Origin of the sequence: Pandoraea pulmonicola (assembly GCF_000815105.2) — a bacterium.
GTDB classification, from domain to species: Bacteria; Pseudomonadota; Gammaproteobacteria; order Burkholderiales; family Burkholderiaceae; genus Pandoraea; species Pandoraea pulmonicola.
The window spans coordinates 2,111,579-2,128,771 of the sequence record NZ_CP010310.2; the positions used below are offsets into that span (position 1 = coordinate 2,111,579).

Here is a 17,193-nt window from a genome sequence, read left to right on the forward strand (position 1 = left end):
GCCATGACTTTCCGATTCGATGTAAGCGGGCGGCGCTGGCAGGCTGTCCCGTCACCGGTGCTCTCGCGCCATCACAAGGACTGGTTGACGCGCGGCGGTGCACTCACGCGTCACCTGGCCGCGCTCGGGCGGGTCAGCGTGCGCGTCGTTGCCGAGCGCGTCATGCCGGCCGACGCCGACCAGTGTCGCGCGATCGGCGTGCCGCTGCGCACGCCCATGTGGGCTCGCGACGTGATTCTGCTGGTCGATGGCGAGCCGGTCGTCGTCGCGCATAGCGTGACGCCTCTCGCATACAGCCGCTCGGTCTGGCAGGCAATGCGCAGACTGCGCACGCGTCCGCTCGCCGATCTGCTCTATCACGATCCCGCGGTATCGCGTTCCGTACTGGTGTCGAGCCCGCTGGGGCCACGGCATCTGCTGCATGGCCGGGCGCGGCACGACGCGCGCGACCCGCTCGTCGGCGCGAATCCGCGCGCACGGCTATGGGCGCGCCGCTCGGTGTTCGTGCGTCATGGCGCACCGTTGCTCGTCACCGAAGCGTTCCTGCCGCGCTTCTGGCGCCGATTGCAGGCCGGGCAACGCGCGCATACCGACGACTGAATTGCCGCGATATCGACGTCACCATGCCGAAACCCGCCTCCCGCCGCGCCAAACGCTCCGACGTCCCGGACGTTTCCGATCTCTCCGGCGAGTCCGACCTCAAACGCAACTTTCCGCCCGTTGCGGACGCCCGCACACGCGTGCTGATTCTTGGCAGTCTGCCAGGTGAGGTGTCGCTCGCGCATCAGCAGTACTATGCGCATCCGCAGAATCGCTTCTGGCATCTGGTCGGCGAGGTGATCGGCGAGCCGTTGCCGACGCTGCCGTATGGGGATCGGCTCGACGTGCTGCGTGCTCATGGCGTGGGACTATGGGATGTCGTGGCCGAAGCACGGCGTCAGGGCAGCCTCGACAGCAACATTCGCCTGCACGCGGGCAGCGACCTTGCCGGACTGATCGCAACGCTGCCCGCGCTGCGTGCCGTGGCGTTCAACGGCGGCACGGCGGCGCGCATCGGGCAGCGTGCGCTGGCTCAGGCGGCGGTGACGCTGCCGGTCGTCCTGCTGCCATCGAGCAGCCCGGCCTACACGGTGCCGTACGCGACCAAGCGCGACGCCTGGCTGATGTTGCGCGACTGGCTCGAAGAAGGGCCGCGTTCCCCCTGAGCGCTGGCTCTGCGACCCTGCACGGCCGTTGCCATGCACGAACCGGTACAATGCGGACCCATCGGAATTTCCCGAGTTTCAAAGAAGGACACATGACCCTCATCAAACGCAAATCCATCGAAGCCGAAGCGTTCGTCAACGACGAGCGCGCCGCCCGTTCTCCGCGTCCCGGCTACACGCCGCGTTTCGCGCCGGTGACTTTCTCCGAACTGGGTGGCGTGCGTTACCTGCACTTCGGCACGGAGTGGGTGCAGGGGGCGATGCGTTTGTCCAGGCCCGAGCGCATCGAACTGGAATACGCGCAACAGATGATGGCGTGGCTGCTGTTCATGCACGTGCCGAAGCACGTGGTGCAACTGGGCCTCGGCACGGGTTCGATCACCAAGTTTTCGCATCGGAAATTCGAGCGCACGCAGGTCACGGCCGTTGAGTTGAATCCGGCCGTGGTGGTCGCCGCGCGCACGATGTTCGGTCTGCCCGACGATTCGCGCCGCTTGAAGGTCATCGAAGCCGACGCGTGGGATTTCGTGACCGACGCCGCCAATCACGGTAGCGTCGACGTGCTGCAGGTCGATCTGTACGACGCAACCGCCCGCGGTCCGGTGCACGACACGCCGGCGTTCTACAAGGCCTGCCGCGCCACGCTGCGCGAGCCGGGGATGCTCACGATGAACCTGTTCGGCGATCACGACAGCTATCCGAAGAACATCCGTCGACTGCGTCAGGCGTTCGACAATCGCGTGATCGAGTTTCCCGAAGTGCACGATGGCAACGTCATCGCGCTGGCTTTCAACGGTCCGCTGCTGTCGGTAGCGTGGAAGGACGTGGAAGCGCGCGCGAAGGTGGTGGAAGCCGCGACGGGTTTGCCGGCGAAGCGCTGGGTCAAGCAGCTTCGCTCGGCCAACGGCGACGGTGGGCCGGTGCTGACGATCTGACGTTGCGGATGATGCGAGAGGCCTTCACAAGCCTCCCCCGTGTCGGCGACGAAAAAGCCAGCCGCAAGGCTGGCTTTTCTTTGGGCGTTGACCCGTGACGCGTGTCGACGCGATGTCGACGACGCGTGCGCTCAGGCCGCGATTTCGTCGATGGTGAGCGCGGAGCCGCCGGCGACGATCGCCAGCAGCCGGTCGACGTTCGGGTGCACCCCCGGGCGGTTGCGTGCATCGGCCGTGTGCTCGCCGAAGACGGCCAGGGCGTGCTCGGCGGCCTTGGCGTCGAGCGTGCCGAAGGCTTGCTTGAGGTAGTGATACACGGCGAGCGAACCTTGCTTGCCCGGGGCGTTCTCGATCGTCCCCACGACGGCGCCCGTGCCGTCGCGCAGTTCGATGCGGGCGATGCCGTCGATGCTGCTGCCGATGGCAGCCATCTGGGCCAGGTTGTCCTTGAAGACCGGGGTCGGTTCGATCACTGCCATGTTCAGACTACTCCTGCGGTTGCGTTGAATTCGGAAAACGTTGCGGGCCGAATGGTATCACTTCGCTTGCGGCGGATCGCCGCCTCATCGGGTCTCGGCCGGCACGTCCGATGTACCCGACGTGTCCGTTCATGCGCGGCGCCATTGCAGGATCGCCAGCGTCAGCACGCCGGCGATCAACCCCCAGAACGCCGAGCCGATCGACAGCAGCGTGAAACCCGAGGCCGTCACCATGAAGGTGATGAGCGCCGCTTCGCGCTGCTTCGTGTCGTGCATGGCGTTGGCCAGCCCGTTCATGATCGAGCCGAACAGCGCAAGCGCGGCGATCGACACCACGAGCGCTTTCGGGAACGCCGCGAAGAGCGCCGCAATGGTGGCGCCGAACGTGCCCGCCACCAGATAGAACGCGCCCGACCAGACCGCGGCCGTGTAGCGTTTGGCCGGATCTTCGTGCGCTTCGCGTCCGGTGCAGATGGCCGCCGTGATCGCCGCGAGATGGATGCCGTGCGAGCCGAACGGGGCGAGCAGCACCGACGCGATACCCGTCGTGGAAATCAGCGGCGAGGCCGGGACGTTGTAGCCGTCCGCACGCAGGACAGCCAGCCCGGGGACGTTCTGCGAGGCCATCGCCACCACGAACAGCGGGATGGCGATGCTCACCGTGGCCGAGAGCGAGAACGACGGCGTCGTCCACACCGGCCTGGCGAGCGCGATGTCGAAGTGGCTGAAGTCGAGCAGGCCGAGCCCGCCCGCCACCGCCGTGCCGACGATGAGCGCGAGCAGAATCGCGTAGCGCGACGCGAAGCGCTTGACCACGAGATAGGTGAGGAACATCGAGAACACGAGCGCGGTCTGGTGTTGCGCGGCGACGAAGATCTCCAGGCCGATGCGAAACAGAATCCCCGCGAGCAGCGCCGAGGCGAGCGCGGGCGGCACGCGTCGCATGATCGTCTCGAAGCCGCCCGTCAGACCGCACAGCGCGATGAGCGCATTGCAGACGATGAAGGCGCCGATGGCCTCGCCGTAAGGCACGCCGGGCAGCGACGTGATGAGCAGGGCGGCGCCTGGCGTCGACCACGCGACGACGACCGGCGTGCGGTAGCGCAGCGATAGCCCGATGGTGGTCACGCCCATGCCGATGGACAGCGCCCAGATCCATGACGAGATCTGCGCGGGCGAGAGATGTGCCGCCTGACCGGCCTGGAACATCAGCACGAGGGAACTGGTGTAGCCGGTCATCATCGCCACGAAACCGGCGACGATGGCCGACGGCGAAGTGTCCGACCACGGTCGCAACGGCGGAAGGGGAGTCGTACTGGACGTCATGATAGGAAAGTGTCTCGAAGTGCGTTGTTGTTGTGTGCGCCGCCATTGTGCGCGTCATCCACGTGCCGCGATGTCCCGCGACGCGACCCGAGGTGTCGCCATATGCCGAGATGCGTCGCTTCGCACGGGCCGCCGGCCGGACTTACTTGCTTAGCACGCGCATGGCCGATTCGAGGCCGGCGAGCGTGACCGGATACATGCGGTTGGCGAATAGCTGACGAATCACGGAAATCGATTGCCGATATTGCCAGATCGCTTCCGGTTCGGGATTGAGCCAGGCGTGATGCGGGAACCGGTCGATGAAGCGGCGCAGCCACACGGCGCCGGCTTCCTTGTTGTTGTACTCCACGGAGCCGCCGGGCTGCAGCACTTCATAGGGGCTCATCGTGGCGTCGCCGACGAAGATCAGCTTGTAGTCGGCCGGATATTTCCGCAGCACGTCCCACGTGTCGAAGCGCTCGTTGTGGCGGCGTCGGTTCTGTCGCCACAGGTAGTCGTAGACGCAGTTGTGGAAATAGTAGAACTCGAGGTGCTTGAATTCGGACTTTGCCGCCGAGAACAGCTCCTCGGTACGCGCGATGTGGTCGTCCATCGAGCCGCCCACGTCGAGCAGCATCAGCACCTTGACGTTGTTGTGCCGCTCCGGCACCAGCTTCAGATCGAGCCAGCCGGCGTTGGCCGCCGTCGAGCGGATGGTGTCGTCCAGATCGAGCTCTTCGGCGGCGCCCTCGCGTGCGAACTTGCGCAGCCGCCGCAGCGCGACCTTGATGTTGCGCGTGCCGAGCTCGATCGTGTCGTCGTAATCGCGATACGTGCGTTTGTCCCACACCTTCACCGCCGTGCGATTGCCGTTGCTCTCGCCGCCGATGCGGATGCCTTCGGGGTTGAAGCCGCCGTTGCCGAATGGCGACGTGCCGCCCGTGCCGATCCACTTGTTGCCGCCTTCGTGCCGGCCTTTCTGCTCCTCGAACAACGCCTTGAGCCGCTCCATGAGCTTGTCGAGACCGCCAAGCGCCTCGATGCGCGCCTTGTCCTCCGGGGAGAGCTCGCGCTGCATGCGCTTCTCGAGCCAGTCGAGCGGCACTTCTCCCGAAGCGTCGACGATCTGCTGCACACCCTTGAAATAGGCGCCGAACGCCTGATCGAACTTGTCGTAGTGCTTTTCGTCCTTCACGAGCGAGAGCCGCGCGAGGTAGTAGAACTCGTCGAGCGAGGGTGCGATGACCTGACGCTGCAGCGCTTCGAGCAGCGTCAGGTATTCCTTGACCGAGACCGGCAGCTTCGCCGCGCGCAGGGTGTAGAAGAAGTCGATCAGCATGACGGTGGCGCGCCTACCGGTTGGCGCGATTCATGAAGACGATGCGCTCGAACAGGTGCATGTCCTGCTCGTTCTTGAGCAAGGCGCCCGCCAGCGGCGGAATCGCCAGCTTGTTGTCGGGGCTGCGCAGCGCTTCGGGGCCGATCTCTTCGGCCATGAGCAGCTTGAGCCAGTCGATCAGCTCCGAGGTCGACGGCTTCTTCTTGAGCCCGGGGATCTCGCGCACTTCGAAGAAGGTCGCCATCGCGGCGTTCACCAGTTCGTGGCGGATGTTCGGGAAGTGCACGTCGATGATCGACTGCATCGTCGCCGGATCGGGGAACTTGATGTAGTGGAAGAAGCAGCGGCGCAGGAAGGCGTCGGGCAGTTCCTTCTCATTGTTCGACGTGATGATCACGAGCGGCCGGTGGCGCGCCTTGACGAGCTGGCGCGTCTCGTAGACGTAGAACTCCATGCGGTCGAGCTCGCGTAACAGGTCGTTCGGAAACTCGATGTCGGCCTTGTCGATTTCGTCGATGAGCAGCACCGTGGGTTGGTCGGCCTCGAAGGCCTGCCAGAGCACGCCCTTGACGATGTAGTTGGCGATGTCGCGCACGCGCTCGTCGCCCAGTTGCGAGTCGCGCAGGCGCGAGACGGCATCGTACTCGTACAGACCTTGCTGCGCCTTGGTCGTCGACTTCACGTGCCACTGCAGCAGCGGCATGCCGAGCGCGGCGGCGACCTCCTCGGCGAGCATGGTCTTGCCGGTGCCGGGTTCGCCCTTGATGAGCAAGGGGCGCTGCAGGGTGGCCGCCGCATTCACGGCGAGCTTGAGATCGTCGGTGGCGACGTACTGGGAAGAGCCTTCGAAGCGCATTGTCTGTGCCGTCCGCAAACCGCCGGCCGGGCGGCCGGGCAGGGAAAAAGTTCAGTATAAGACATTGCGCATACGGCTCGCTCGCGTCGCGAAAATGCGCCTTTGCATCAAGGGCTTGCGAAAAAACTTCGGAGAACTGTGCGGGTCAGCCCCGAGTTTGCGCCCGGGAGGGTGTGGGTTACAATCGATTGCTTTTTTCACAGGTCGGCGGCCTTGGAGTCGGGACGTCGGCCTGCGTGTTGCGGACCGGTATTCCAACCAAAAACGTTCCCAAGAAGACCATGAAAAAGTTCCTCACGATGATGGCGCTGGCGCTCGGCAGCACGTCGTTCACTGCGCTTCATGCGGCCGAACTCAAGCCCAACGCAGAGGCGGCAAAGGACAAGGTAGCCATGTGCATTGGCTGCCACGGCATTCCCGACTATCGCACCGCGTTTCCGGAGGTGTATCACGTGCCCCGGATCGGCGGACAGAATGCGAAGTACATCGAGAACGCCCTGAAGGAGTATGCCAAGGGCGATCGCAAGTTCCAGACGATGCACGGCATCGCAGCCACGTTGACCGAGCAGGACATCGTCGACATCGCCGCCTATTACGCGGCGCAGACGTCGTCGACGCCGGTCAATCCCCAGAAATAAAACGTGTGTGGCTGAGGAGAGAACACGATGAAGCATTCGATGTATGCGATGACGAAAGCCGCCGCGGCGGCATCCCTGGCGCTCGGCGCCATGCTCGCCGGCTGGAGCGGTGCCGTCGGCGCCGCAGGCAATATCGCCAACGGCAAGGCCCTCGTCGACAAGGGCATGTGCGCGAGCTGCCACGGCGCCAACCTGAACGCACCGATCTCGCCGGAGTATCCGAAGCTGGCCGGTCAGTATGCGGATTACGTCTACAACGCGCTGCGCGCCTATCAGAACGAGCACAGCCTCGTGTATGGCCGCAGCAACGCGATCATGAAGACGCAGGTCATGTCCAACCCGGCGACGCTCGGCAAGGACGGCAAGCCGCGTCCGTTCACGTCGCAGGAACTCAAGGACATCTCTGCCTATATCGAGTCGCTGCCCGGCGATCTCGTGACGAAGAAGTAAGGCGCGCGTCCCGCGGGCCTCGGCGCGGAGCGGGGCCGGGGGCGGTATAAGCGACGACGGCCGCTCGTGGAGCGACCGTCGTTTTGCATTGCCTCTGTCTTTGCCCGGCGAAGGCCGGGATCGCTCCGAGGCGGGTCAGCGTGAGGCTTGTTGCTCGATGCGTTGCAGATACGCGTCGGAGTCTGGCGGCTGGCCGCTGCGCTGCGCTTCCCACAGCGTCTGGCCGAGGCATTCCATGATGCGATGCTGCGCCTCGTGCGGCGAATCGAGGCGCTGGGTCAGTTTTTCGTAGGCGGCGCGAATACCCGGCGGCTGATCGATGGAGACCTGCTCGCTGATCGCCAGATGCATCGACAGATGCAGGAACGGGTTGGTCTGCCCGGCCTCGGGCGTGTAGTCGCGCGCGCTGGCGTCCTCGGTGTCGGCGAGGGCGTCGTGATACTCCGGATGTTCCTGAATCCAGTCGGCCGCCATCGTCTCGAGCGGGGTGAGAATGCTGCCGCTGCGTTGCTTTTGCCAGGTCGTGCAGAAAAATTGCCGGACTTCGTCGCGGCTCGGATTGAACATGGGGACTCCGTGGTTTCTGTGAGGCATCTTGCGGCGCGCCGCGCCGTGGCTACAATGGCGGATCGCACCAGCGTCCAACGGCGATCTGGCCGGTAACGCCTATAAAACACGCCGTATTGTCGCTCAATTTTCCCAATCATGTCGCAGAGCCCACGCGCCTCCGTCGCCCCCGTCTTGCCTCCGGCGCCCCCACCGTCGACATGGACGGGCGTGGTGCTGATCGCCGTGTCGGCCTCGGCGTTCGGGGCAATGGCGATCTTCGCGCGGGCGGCCGTGGCGTCCGGGGCCGATCTGTTTGCGATGCTGCTGTTCCGCTTCTTCGTAGCCAGCGTGTTGCTGCTGGTCTGGTGCCGGGTGCGGCGCGTGCGGTTCCCGTCGCGGCGCCAGACGCTGGGCATCGCGCTGATGGGCGGCATCGGGTACGTCGGCCAGTCGCTGTGCTTTTTCGGGGCGCTGCAATATGCGCAGGCATCGCTCGTGGCGCTGCTGCTCTACCTGTACCCGGTCTTCGTGACGATATTGGCGGCGATCTTTCTGCATGAACGTCTTACGCCGGTGAAACTCGGCGCACTCGTGCTTTGTTCGCTCGGCACCGCGCTGACGGTGGGCGGTGGGCAAGGGCAGCCGCTGGGCATGACGCTGGCGGTGGCTTCGGCGCTGATCTACTCGGGCTATATCGTCATCGGCGCACGGCTCACGCGGGGCGTCGACGCCCGGGCGACGGCAACGCTCGTCTGTCTGGCGGCTACGCTCTCTTTCGGGGCAATGGCGGGGGTGCGCGCCATGCAGGGGCTGGTGCTGCATTGGCCGGCCGGTGCGGGCGGCTGGGCGGCGCTCACGGCGATCGCCGTCTGCTCGACGGTCATCGCCATCCTCACGTTCTTCGCCGGCCTGCAGCGCCTTGGCGCCGGCCGGGCCTCCATGCTCTCGACGCTGGAGCCGGTGGTGACGGTGCTCCTTGCGGCCATGCTGCTGGGTGAAACGCTAAGCGCGGCGCAACTCGGCGGCGGCGCGCTGATCCTGGCCGGCGTGCTCTGGCTGTCGGCACGGGGTGCTGCGGCAACTGCCTGATCCGGCAGGGAAATTTCCGACGTCAGCGCATGCCTTGCGGCGACGGTACAATCGGCCATCGTTTTCCATACATCACTCGAGGTCATTGTTCATGAGCACCGTCGCCAAAGAAGCCATCGCCCAACTCTTCACCGAGGCCCGTACCCACAACGAGTGGCTCGACAAGCCGGTGAGCGACGAGACGTTGCGCGAACTGTACGAACTGATGAAGTGGGGCCCGACGTCGGCCAACACCACGCCGGCCCGCATCGTGTTCGTGAAGAGCGCGCAAGCGAAGGCCAGGCTGCTCGAATGCATGGCGCCGGGCAACGTCGAGAAGACCCGCACCGCGCCGGTGACCGCGATCGTCGCTTACGACCTGAAGTTCTACGAGCACCTGCCCAGGCTGTTCCCGAATGGCGCGGAACGGATGGTGCCGATGTTCTCGGGCGATGCCGCCAAGGCCGCCGGTGCCGCGCACATGAACAGCTCGCTGCAGGGCGGCTACTTTATTCTTGCCGCTCGCGCACTGGGCCTCGACTGCGGTCCGATGGCCGGTTTCGATGCGCAGAAGGTCAACGACACCTTCTTCGCCGGTACCGAATGGCGTGTGAACTTCATCTGCAACCTGGGCTATGGCGACCACGCCAAGCTGTTCCCGCGCAATCCGCGTCTGTCGTTCGACGAAGCCGCGCGCATCATCTGATTCGCATTCGCCGCCGGGCGCAGCCTGCGCCCGCGCGCGGACGCAAAACAAACGGGCGGTCCCGATGTCGGGGCCGCCCGTTGTCGTTTCCGCCGCTGGTTGGCGGCGACTCTGGTGGGGCGCCTCAGGCTTTGGGCGCGGGCGTCTTGGGACGGAAGTCGCAGAGCGGCTCGATGGCGCAATGCCAACATTCGGGCTTGCGCGCCTTGCACACGTAGCGGCCGTGCAGGATCAGCCAGTGGTGCGCGTCGTGTCTGAATTCGGGCGGGGTAACGCGCTCCAGCGCCAGTTCCACCGCGAGCGGGTCCTTGCCAGGGGCGAGCCCCGTGCGGTTCGCGACACGGAAGATATGCGTGTCGACCGCAATCGTGTCCTCGCCGAACGCCGTGTTGAGCACGACATTCGCTGTCTTGCGGCCGACGCCCGGCAGCGCTTCGAGGGCTTCGCGCGAGCGCGGAACTTCACCGCCATGCCGGGCGAGCAGCAACTCGCACGTGGCAATCACGTTCTTCGCCTTCGTGCGGTACAGGCCGATCGTCTTGATGTAATCGGACACGCCGGCTTCGCCCAGCGCGAGCATTTTCGCCGGCGTATTGGCCACCGCGTAAAGCTTGCGCGTGGCTTTGTTGACCGAGACGTCGGTCGCCTGCGCCGAGAGCAGCACGGAGATCAGCAACTCGAATGACGACGTGTACTCGAGCTCGGTCGTCGGATTCGGGTTGAGTTGTTGCAGCGTCTCGAACAGGGCACGGCGTTTGGCGTCGTTCATGGCGTGTGGCGCGTGGGATGGGTGTCTTGAAGCGATTCTGTTTTTCGGCGATGGCGCGAGTGCGACGACTACGGCTTGGTCAGGCCGAGCCGTTTGCGTCGCGCCTCCGCTTCGTCGATCTGTGCCTGCACGTCGGCAGACACGTTCTCCGTGTTCTTCGGACCCAGACCTTCGGCGGCCAGCGCGGCCTTCTTCTGACGCGCCCGTTCGAGCGCAGCCTGGATGATGGCCTGCTTGCGCGCCGCCGCTGCTGCGGCATCGTCCGCCGGTGGCGCGGCGGGCGTCGGCGTCGCTACGTCGGTCGCGCTGCCGGCCGTCTTCACGGCGTCGGCCTCGGTAGGCGTCTCGCCACCGGCCGGAGCGGGGCCTGCCGCAGGCGCTACGCGCGCGGCGCGGGCAGCCAGACGGGCTTCGCGCTCGGCCTTGTCCTTGGCCAGGCGAGCCAGGTGCGCTTCGTAGTGCACGCGCGCTTCGTCGGCCTGCGTCTGCGTCCAGGCGTCCCAGCCTGTGCGCTCGCCCGTGACCGGCACCATGTCGATGCAGTCGACGGGGCAGGGGGGTACGCAAAGATCGCACCCCGTACAGCGGTCCTCTATCACCGTGTGCATGAGCTTGGCGGCGCCGACGATCGCATCGACCGGACAGGCCTGCAGGCAGAGCGTGCAGCCGATGCACAGCGATTCGTCGATGACGGCGCGCGGTCGCGGCCGTTCCACGCCGTTCTCGGGATTGAGCGGAATGATCGGGCGCCCGAGCAGTCCGGCCAGACGCGCCACACCTTGCGCACCGCCCGGCGGGCATTGGTTGTAGCTGGCCTGCCCGCTCGCGATCGCGTCGGCGTAGGGACGACAGCCGGCATAACCGCATTTGGTGCACTGCGTCTGGGGCAATAAGGCATCGATGCGCTGCGCGAGCGCGCTGACTTCGGACACGACTTTTGTGGGGGATTCAGCGGAAATTCGAATTATCCTTCATTTTATGAAAACACTGAAACCGATGTGCCATAATTCCGCCCGTTGAGAACGACTGGCCGACCATGACCCCATCAGCATCGAAGATCAAACGCGACCCCGAACGCACCCGCCAGCGCATTCTCGATGCGGCGACGGACGAGTTCGCGGAACTCGGTTCGAGCGGTGCGCGCGTCGATAGTATCGCGCGCCGTGCCGAGGTCAACGAACGCATGCTGTATTACTACTTCGGTTCCAAGGACGGGCTCTATCTGGCGGTGCTCGAAGAAGTGTACGGCGCATTCAACCGCGCGGAGCACGCGCTCAAGCTCGACGCGCTTCCTCCGCTGCAGGCGATTGCCGAACTGGCCCGCTTCGTCTGGGACTACTACGCCGAGCATCCGGAACTCATCCGCCTCATCAACAACGAAAATCTGCATGGCGCCGAGTCGATGAAGAAGTCGAGCGAGATCCCCCAGCAGGTCTCGCCGATCGTCGATCTGCTCAAGGAAACGCTCGCACGCGGTCAGGCCAGCGGCGAGATCCGCCAGGGCGTCGATGCGATTTCCCTCTATGTGACGATCTCCGCGATGGGCTACTACGTGATGTCCAATCGCCACACGCTCGCCATCGTGATGAACTGCGAGTATGCGAAGGAAGACGTGCGCAAGTCGTACGCCGAATTCAATACCCAGATGCTGCTGGATTCTCTGCGCACGCGATGATCCGCCGGACCGGCTTTCCCCACTGACCGCGAGGCATGGCCGCCATACGATGGCTGCGTGAGCCCAAAACAAAACCGCCGCGAGGGCTGAGGCCTTCGCGGCGGTTTTGCCACGGGAGACGGCAAGAGCGACTGCCGATCAACCGTGTTTGGCGATGAAGTCGCGGATCTGCGGATAGATCACGTTACGCCAGCGGCTGCCCGAGAAGATGCCGTAGTGGCCGCACGACGGCGCAGTGAAATGCGAGCGCCGCTTCGCCGGAATGCCCGTGCAAAGTTCGTGGGCGGCTTGCGTTTGACCGCTGCCGGAGATGTCGTCCAGTTCGCCTTCGATGGTGAAGAGCGCGGTCGTCTTGATGTCCTGCGGACGTACGCGCTGGCCGGCCACGTCCCAGGTCCCGCGCGCGAGGCTGAAGTCCTGGAACACGGTCTTGATCGTGTCGAGATAGTACTCGGCGGCCATGTCGAGCACCGCGTTGTACTCGTCATAGAAGCGGCGGTGCGCTTCGGCGTCGTCGTTGTCGCCGCGCATCAGATCGAGATAGAAGTCCCAATGCGACTTCAGGTGGCGGTCCGGGTTCATCGCGACGAAGCCCGCGTGCTGCAGAAAGCCGGGATAGACCAGGCGACCTGCGCCGGGATAGTTGGCCGGCACCGGATGGATCACGTGATTCTCGAACCACTCGTAGGACTTGTTCGTGGCGAGCGAATTGACCGAGGTCGGGCTCTTGCGTGCGTCGATCGGGCCGCCCATCATCGTCATCGTCCTGGGCGTGGTTTCGCCGTTCGATGCCATGAGCGAGATTGCGCCGAGCACCGGCACGGTCGGCTGACATACCGAGATCACATGCAGGTTTTCCGCGCCGATATGGCGAATGAACTCCTGGATGTAGGCGACGTAGTCGTCCAGATGGAACGCACCGGCCTCGAGCGGCACCATGCGCGCATCGACCCAGTCCGTGATGTAGACCTTATGGTCCTTGAGCAGCGTCTTGACCGTGTCGCGCAGCAGCGTGGCGTGATGTCCCGAGAGCGGCGCCACGACGAGCACCACCGGATCGTCCTTGAGCTGACCGACGGCGCTGGCGTCGTCGGCATAACGCTTGAAGCGCAGCAGGCGGCAGAACGGCTTTTCCATCGCCGTCATTTCCACGACCGGGATGTTATGACCGTCGACCTCGACTGCCTTGATATCGAATTCGGGCTTTTCGTAGTCTTTGCCGAGCCGGTAGAGCAGTTCGTATCCGGCGGCGATGCGCGGCGCTCCGGGCATCATGGCAAGCAGGCTGCCGGGATTGACGAAAGTCGTCGCCGCGGCCTTTGCCCACGTGGTGAGAGGATTCAGCCACGCGCGGTTGTACTCATGAATCTGATACAGCATGTTGTGTGCCCTGAGGCGGAGGATGAGGAATTATGCAACCGTTTATCACGGCTGTGCAACGCAGCATAACCCTGATATATGGCATTTCCGCATCAGAGCCATAGTCTGAGCATATTCCAGCGATTGTTATTAACTATCGTTGTTGCATTGCAACAAATCGAAGGTCAAAAAAAGCCCGCCGGCAGGGCGGGCTTCCTCATTGCGCATCGTGCATGCAGACGGCGATTACTTCAGCACTGCGGCGATGGCCTTGACCACGGTGTCGATATTCTTGTCGTTGAGCGCGGCCACGCAGATGCGGCCCGTGCTGACAGCGTAAATGCCGAACTCTTCGCGCAGACGCTCGACCTGATCGGCGGTGAGGCCCGAGTACGAGAACATGCCGCGCTGCTTGATCACGAACGAGAAGTCGCGATCCACGCCCTCGGCGCGCAGTTTCTCGACCAGCTTCAGACGCATGTCGCGGATGCGCTCGCGCATTTCCGCCAGCTCCTCTTCCCACAGGGCGCGCAGTTCGGCGTTGCCCAGGACGGCGGCGACGACCGAGCCGCCGTGCGTCGGCGGGTTCGAATAATTCGTGCGAATCACGCGCTTGAGCTGCGAGAGCACGCGGGCCGACTCGTCCTTGTTGGCCGTGACGATCGACAGCGCGCCGACACGCTCGCCATACAGCGAGAACGACTTCGAGAACGAGCTCGACACGAAGAAGTTGAGGCCGGCGGCGGCGAACAGGCGCACCACGGCGGCATCGGCGTCGATGCCGTCGCCGAAGCCCTGGTAGGCGATGTCGAGGAACGGCACCAGCTTGCGGGCCTTCACGATTTCCACGACTTGCGCCCACTGGTCCATCGTCAGGTCGACGCCGGTCGGATTGTGGCAGCAGGCGTGCAGCACGACGATCGTACCTTCCGGTTCTGCGCCGAGTCGCTCGAGCATGCCCTTCAGGTTCACGCCATGGGTCGCGGCATCGTAGTACGGGTACGAAATGACGTTGAAACCGGCTTGCGTGAACAGGGCGCGGTGGTTTTCCCAGCTCGGGTCGCTGATGGCGACGTTGGCGTTGGGCGTCAGTTGCTTGAGGAAGTCGGCGCCGATTTTCAGCGCACCGGTGCCGCCGAGGGCCTGGGCGGTGATCACGCGGCCTTCGGCCAGCACGGGCGATTCCTTGCCGAACAGCATTTCCTGGACGGCCTTGTCATAGGCGGCGATGCCTTCGATCGGCAGATAGCCGCGCGGCAGACCGGCAGCCACGCGTTGTTCTTCCGCTGCCTTGACGGCCTTGAGCAGGGGCAGTTTGCCTTCCGCGTTGAAATACACGCCCACGCCCAGATTCACCTTGTTGGTGCGGGGATCGGCGTTGTAGGCTTCGTTCAGACCAAGGATAGGGTCGCGCGGGGCGAGTTCGACAGCGGAGAAGAGAGTCATTTCGACGGCTCGAGGCAGGTAGTAGGAAAATGCAGCGGGTCGGCCGCAACATGCGCAGGATCGGCCCAACGGCACATTTTAGCGAAGATTGACCGCGCTTGTGGTGAATGCGTGGCGCGAATGTGCGAATTGATGGCATTTCGGCACGAAAACTGCCAAGCAATGCCAGAAATTGGCGAGAAGTCGGAAAAACCGCTGCCGCCGGCCAGTCCCGCCGCTGTCACCCATCGGCGTCAGGGAATGATCCGACGCGCTAGAATGCTGGATTCCGTCCCTCATGCTCGCGCCCCCGCCATGACCCCTGCGGCTGACAACGATCTCGACGAAAGCAAGTTCCTGACGTTCCCGGATTCGCCCTATCAGCTCTACTGCCCGTTTCCGCCCGCCGGCGACCAGCCCGCGGCGATCGACCAGTTGGTCGAAGGCGTCGAGGACGGTCTGGCGTTTCAGACGCTGCTCGGCGTGACGGGCTCGGGCAAGACCTTCACGATGGCCAACGTCATCGCGCGGCTGGGCCGTCCGGCCATCGTGTTCGCGCCTAACAAGACGCTGGCCGCCCAGTTGTACTCCGAGTTCCGCGAGTTCTTTCCGCGTAACGCCGTCGAGTACTTCGTCTCGTACTACGACTACTACCAGCCCGAAGCGTACGTGCCGCAGCGCGATCTCTTCATCGAGAAGGACTCGTCGGTCAACGAGCACATCGAGCAGATGCGCCTGTCGGCCACGAAGAGCCTGCTGGAGCGGCGCGACGTCGTGATCGTGGCGACCGTCTCGGCCATCTACGGTATCGGCAACCCGAACGAATACCACCAGATGATTCTGACGGTGCGTCAGGGCGACAAGATGGGCCAGCGCGAGATCATCGCGCGGCTGATCGCCATGCAGTACACCCGCAACGAAACCGATTTCGGACGCGGCACGTTCCGCGTGCGTGGCGACACCATCGACATCTTCCCCGCGGAACACGCCGAACTGGCGCTGCGCGTCGAGTTGTTCGACGACGAGGTCGACACGCTGCAACTGTTCGATCCGCTCACGGGGCGCGTGCGACAGAAGGTGCCGCGCTTTACCGTCTATCCGTCCTCGCATTACGTGACGCCGCGCGACACCGTGCTGCGCGCCATCGAGACGATCAAGGAAGAACTGCGCGAGCGACTCGATTTCTTCTACAAGGAAGGCAAGCTCGTCGAGGCGCAACGGCTCGAACAGCGCACGCGCTTCGATCTCGAAATGTTGCAGGAACTGGGTTTCTGCAAAGGCATCGAGAACTACTCGCGGCATTTGTCCGGCGCCGCGCCCGGCGAGCCGCCGCCGACCCTCGTCGACTATCTGCCGCCCGACGCCCTGATGTTCCTCGACGAATCGCACGTGCTCATCGGTCAGCTCAACGGCATGTACAACGGCGACCGGGCGCGCAAGGAGAACCTCGTCAACTACGGCTTCCGTCTGCCGTCGGCGCTGGACAACCGTCCGCTCAAGTTTGCCGAATATGAACGCAAGATGCGTCAGGCGATCTTCGTGTCCGCGACGCCGGCCGACTACGAAAAGCAGCGTACGGGGCAGGTGGTGGAGCAGGTGGTGCGTCCGACCGGGCTGATCGATCCGATCATCATCGTACGGCCCGCGCGTACCCAGGTCGACGATGTGCTCTCCGAGATCAACAAGCGCGTGGCCGTCGAGGAGCGTGTGCTGGTTACGACGCTCACGAAGCGCATGGCCGAACAGCTGACCGAATACCTGTCCGACAACGGCGTGAAGGTCCGCTATCTGCACAGCGACATCGACACGGTGGAGCGGGTCGAGATCATCCGTGATCTGCGGCTCGGCGCGTTCGACGTACTGGTCGGCATCAACCTGTTGCGCGAAGGGTTGGACATTCCGGAAGTGTCGCTCGTCGCGATTCTGGACGCCGACAAGGAAGGTTTCCTGCGTGCGGAGCGCTCGCTGATTCAGACGATCGGACGCGCGGCGCGTAACGTGAACGGCACCGCCATTCTGTATGCGGACAGGATGACCGACTCCATGACGCGAGCCATTGGCGAGACGGAGCGTCGTCGGGCCAAGCAACTGGCGCACAACGAGGCGCATGGCATCGTGCCGCAGGGGGTGAAAAAGCGCATCAAGGACATCATCGACGGTGTGTACGATCCGCAGGACGCCAAGGCCGAACTCGCCGAAGCCAAGGAGCAGGCGCACTATCAGGACATGTCGGAAAAGCAGTTGGCGCGCGAGATCAAGAAGCTCGAGAAGCAGATGCAGGAGCACGCGCGCAACCTCGAATTCGAAAAGGCGGCGAAGGTGCGCGACCAGTTGCTGCACGTGAAGGCGCTGGTGTTCGGGACGGACGGCGCGAGCGAGGCTGAATTGGGGCCGAAGGCTTGAGCCGCGCGCAGCACACGGAGAACGTCGCGAAG

General features: G+C 64.3%; 18 protein-coding genes. 9 read left to right on the forward strand and 9 right to left on the reverse strand.

The annotated features are described in order from the left end of the window. The first annotated feature begins 3 nt into the window (after positions 1–3). The 3 genes from RO07_RS09225 (at position 4) to RO07_RS09235 (ending at position 2,140) form a co-directional block, all read left to right on the forward strand. Entirely contained in the window at positions 4–600 is a 597-nt protein-coding gene (locus RO07_RS09225; RefSeq protein WP_039410067.1) for a chorismate--pyruvate lyase family protein, read from the forward strand. Positions 601–623: 23 nt separating this feature from the next. Next, on the forward strand, positions 624–1,205 hold the full coding sequence (locus tag RO07_RS09230) for a DNA-deoxyinosine glycosylase (protein ID WP_072637003.1): 582 nt from the start codon (positions 624–626) through the stop codon (positions 1,203–1,205). A gap of 92 nt (positions 1,206–1,297) precedes the next feature. After that, positions 1,298–2,140, forward strand: coding sequence for a spermine/spermidine synthase domain-containing protein (locus RO07_RS09235; protein WP_039410069.1), 843 nt, complete (start codon positions 1,298–1,300; stop codon positions 2,138–2,140). Positions 2,141–2,271: 131 nt separating this feature from the next. Here the strand turns inward: RO07_RS09235 and RO07_RS09240 are convergent, their stop codons facing one another. The 4 genes from RO07_RS09240 to RO07_RS09255 all read right to left on the reverse strand — a co-directional run bounded on the left by RO07_RS09240 (position 2,272) and on the right by RO07_RS09255 (position 6,119). Further along, positions 2,272–2,613: a DUF2322 family protein gene (locus RO07_RS09240; RefSeq protein ID WP_039414858.1), complete on the reverse strand. Its 342-nt coding sequence runs from the start codon at positions 2,611–2,613 to the stop codon at positions 2,272–2,274. Between the two features lie 135 nt (positions 2,614–2,748). After that, the gene (locus RO07_RS09245) at positions 2,749–3,945 is read right to left on the reverse strand and encodes a benzoate/H(+) symporter BenE family transporter (RefSeq protein WP_039410072.1); all 1,197 of its coding nucleotides are present in this window, start codon (positions 3,943–3,945) and stop codon (positions 2,749–2,751) included. A gap of 142 nt (positions 3,946–4,087) precedes the next feature. Further along, on the reverse strand, positions 4,088–5,263 hold the full coding sequence (locus RO07_RS09250; protein ID WP_039410074.1) for a vWA domain-containing protein: 1,176 nt from the start codon (positions 5,261–5,263) through the stop codon (positions 4,088–4,090). A gap of 13 nt (positions 5,264–5,276) precedes the next feature. Then, entirely contained in the window at positions 5,277–6,119 is an 843-nt protein-coding gene (locus RO07_RS09255) for an AAA family ATPase (protein ID WP_052267154.1), read from the reverse strand. Between the two features lie 281 nt (positions 6,120–6,400). Between RO07_RS09255 and RO07_RS09260 the strand changes: the two genes are divergently transcribed. After that, positions 6,401–6,757 carry a c-type cytochrome gene (locus tag RO07_RS09260; RefSeq protein ID WP_039410080.1) on the forward strand — a complete coding sequence of 119 codons (357 nt, stop codon included), beginning with the start codon at positions 6,401–6,403 and terminating at the stop codon, positions 6,755–6,757. 27 nt (positions 6,758–6,784) lie between these two features. Then, a complete protein-coding gene (locus RO07_RS09265) occupies positions 6,785–7,207 on the forward strand; it encodes a c-type cytochrome (RefSeq protein ID WP_237171412.1) in 423 nt (140 codons plus the stop codon). Positions 7,208–7,342: 135 nt separating this feature from the next. On the opposite strand, the gene RO07_RS09270 is transcribed toward RO07_RS09265, so the two are convergent. Further along, positions 7,343–7,774 (reverse strand): DUF1841 family protein, encoded by a 432-nt coding sequence (locus RO07_RS09270; RefSeq protein WP_039410083.1) that lies wholly within the window; start codon positions 7,772–7,774, stop codon positions 7,343–7,345. A gap of 138 nt (positions 7,775–7,912) precedes the next feature. On the opposite strand from RO07_RS09270, the gene RO07_RS09275 reads away from it, so the two are divergent. Together RO07_RS09275 and RO07_RS09280 are read left to right on the forward strand one after the other, a co-directional pair. Then, complete coding sequence (locus RO07_RS09275) at positions 7,913–8,845, forward strand: DMT family transporter (RefSeq protein ID WP_084072533.1); 933 nt, start codon at positions 7,913–7,915, stop codon at positions 8,843–8,845. A 91-nt stretch (positions 8,846–8,936) separates the two neighbouring features. Next, on the forward strand, positions 8,937–9,530 hold the full coding sequence (locus RO07_RS09280; RefSeq protein ID WP_039410086.1) for a malonic semialdehyde reductase: 594 nt from the start codon (positions 8,937–8,939) through the stop codon (positions 9,528–9,530). Positions 9,531–9,654: 124 nt separating this feature from the next. Here the strand turns inward: RO07_RS09280 and nth are convergent, their stop codons facing one another. Continuing rightward, positions 9,655–10,299 (reverse strand): endonuclease III, encoded by a 645-nt coding sequence (gene nth / locus RO07_RS09285; RefSeq protein ID WP_039410088.1) that lies wholly within the window; start codon positions 10,297–10,299, stop codon positions 9,655–9,657. A 68-nt stretch (positions 10,300–10,367) separates the two neighbouring features. Then, positions 10,368–11,231, reverse strand: a complete 864-nt coding sequence (gene rsxB / locus RO07_RS09290; protein ID WP_052267155.1) for an electron transport complex subunit RsxB — start codon at positions 11,229–11,231, stop codon at positions 10,368–10,370. A 104-nt stretch (positions 11,232–11,335) separates the two neighbouring features. On the opposite strand from rsxB, the gene RO07_RS09295 reads away from it, so the two are divergent. Then, complete coding sequence (locus RO07_RS09295) at positions 11,336–11,974, forward strand: TetR family transcriptional regulator (protein WP_039410090.1); 639 nt, start codon at positions 11,336–11,338, stop codon at positions 11,972–11,974. Between the two features lie 138 nt (positions 11,975–12,112). On the opposite strand, the gene RO07_RS09300 is transcribed toward RO07_RS09295, so the two are convergent. Continuing rightward, positions 12,113–13,354, reverse strand: a complete 1,242-nt coding sequence (locus RO07_RS09300; protein ID WP_052267156.1) for a polyhydroxyalkanoate depolymerase — start codon at positions 13,352–13,354, stop codon at positions 12,113–12,115. A 225-nt stretch (positions 13,355–13,579) separates the two neighbouring features. After that, a complete protein-coding gene (locus RO07_RS09305) occupies positions 13,580–14,779 on the reverse strand; it encodes an amino acid aminotransferase (RefSeq protein WP_039410092.1) in 1,200 nt (399 codons plus the stop codon). 294 nt (positions 14,780–15,073) lie between these two features. Here RO07_RS09305 and uvrB point away from each other — a divergent pair, with 294 nt between their 5' ends. Beyond that, positions 15,074–17,161 (forward strand): excinuclease ABC subunit UvrB, encoded by a 2,088-nt coding sequence (uvrB, locus tag RO07_RS09310; RefSeq protein ID WP_039410096.1) that lies wholly within the window; start codon positions 15,074–15,076, stop codon positions 17,159–17,161. Positions 17,162–17,193 lie beyond the last annotated feature (32 nt).

Excerpts from the sequence above, each read along its gene's own strand:
- RO07_RS09225 (WP_039410067.1), top strand. The coding sequence starts at position 4 with ATGACTTTCCGATTCGATGTAAGCGGGCGGCGCTGGCAGGCTGTCCCG.
- RO07_RS09230 (WP_072637003.1), top strand. The coding sequence starts at position 624 with ATGCCGAAACCCGCCTCCCGCCGCGCCAAACGCTCCGACGTCCCGGAC.
- RO07_RS09235 (WP_039410069.1), top strand. The coding sequence starts at position 1,298 with ATGACCCTCATCAAACGCAAATCCATCGAAGCCGAAGCGTTCGTCAAC.
- RO07_RS09245 (WP_039410072.1), bottom strand. The coding sequence starts at position 3,945 with ATGACGTCCAGTACGACTCCCCTTCCGCCGTTGCGACCGTGGTCGGAC.
- RO07_RS09250 (WP_039410074.1), bottom strand. The coding sequence starts at position 5,263 with ATGCTGATCGACTTCTTCTACACCCTGCGCGCGGCGAAGCTGCCGGTC.
- RO07_RS09255 (WP_052267154.1), bottom strand. The coding sequence starts at position 6,119 with ATGCGCTTCGAAGGCTCTTCCCAGTACGTCGCCACCGACGATCTCAAG.
- RO07_RS09260 (WP_039410080.1), top strand. The coding sequence starts at position 6,401 with ATGAAAAAGTTCCTCACGATGATGGCGCTGGCGCTCGGCAGCACGTCG.
- RO07_RS09265 (WP_237171412.1), top strand. The coding sequence starts at position 6,785 with ATGAAGCATTCGATGTATGCGATGACGAAAGCCGCCGCGGCGGCATCC.
- RO07_RS09270 (WP_039410083.1), bottom strand. The coding sequence starts at position 7,774 with ATGTTCAATCCGAGCCGCGACGAAGTCCGGCAATTTTTCTGCACGACC.
- RO07_RS09275 (WP_084072533.1), top strand. The coding sequence starts at position 7,913 with ATGTCGCAGAGCCCACGCGCCTCCGTCGCCCCCGTCTTGCCTCCGGCG.
- RO07_RS09280 (WP_039410086.1), top strand. The coding sequence starts at position 8,937 with ATGAGCACCGTCGCCAAAGAAGCCATCGCCCAACTCTTCACCGAGGCC.
- nth (WP_039410088.1), bottom strand. The coding sequence starts at position 10,299 with ATGAACGACGCCAAACGCCGTGCCCTGTTCGAGACGCTGCAACAACTC.
- RO07_RS09295 (WP_039410090.1), top strand. The coding sequence starts at position 11,336 with ATGACCCCATCAGCATCGAAGATCAAACGCGACCCCGAACGCACCCGC.
- RO07_RS09300 (WP_052267156.1), bottom strand. The coding sequence starts at position 13,354 with ATGCTGTATCAGATTCATGAGTACAACCGCGCGTGGCTGAATCCTCTC.
- RO07_RS09305 (WP_039410092.1), bottom strand. The coding sequence starts at position 14,779 with ATGACTCTCTTCTCCGCTGTCGAACTCGCCCCGCGCGACCCTATCCTT.
- uvrB (WP_039410096.1), top strand. The coding sequence starts at position 15,074 with ATGACCCCTGCGGCTGACAACGATCTCGACGAAAGCAAGTTCCTGACG.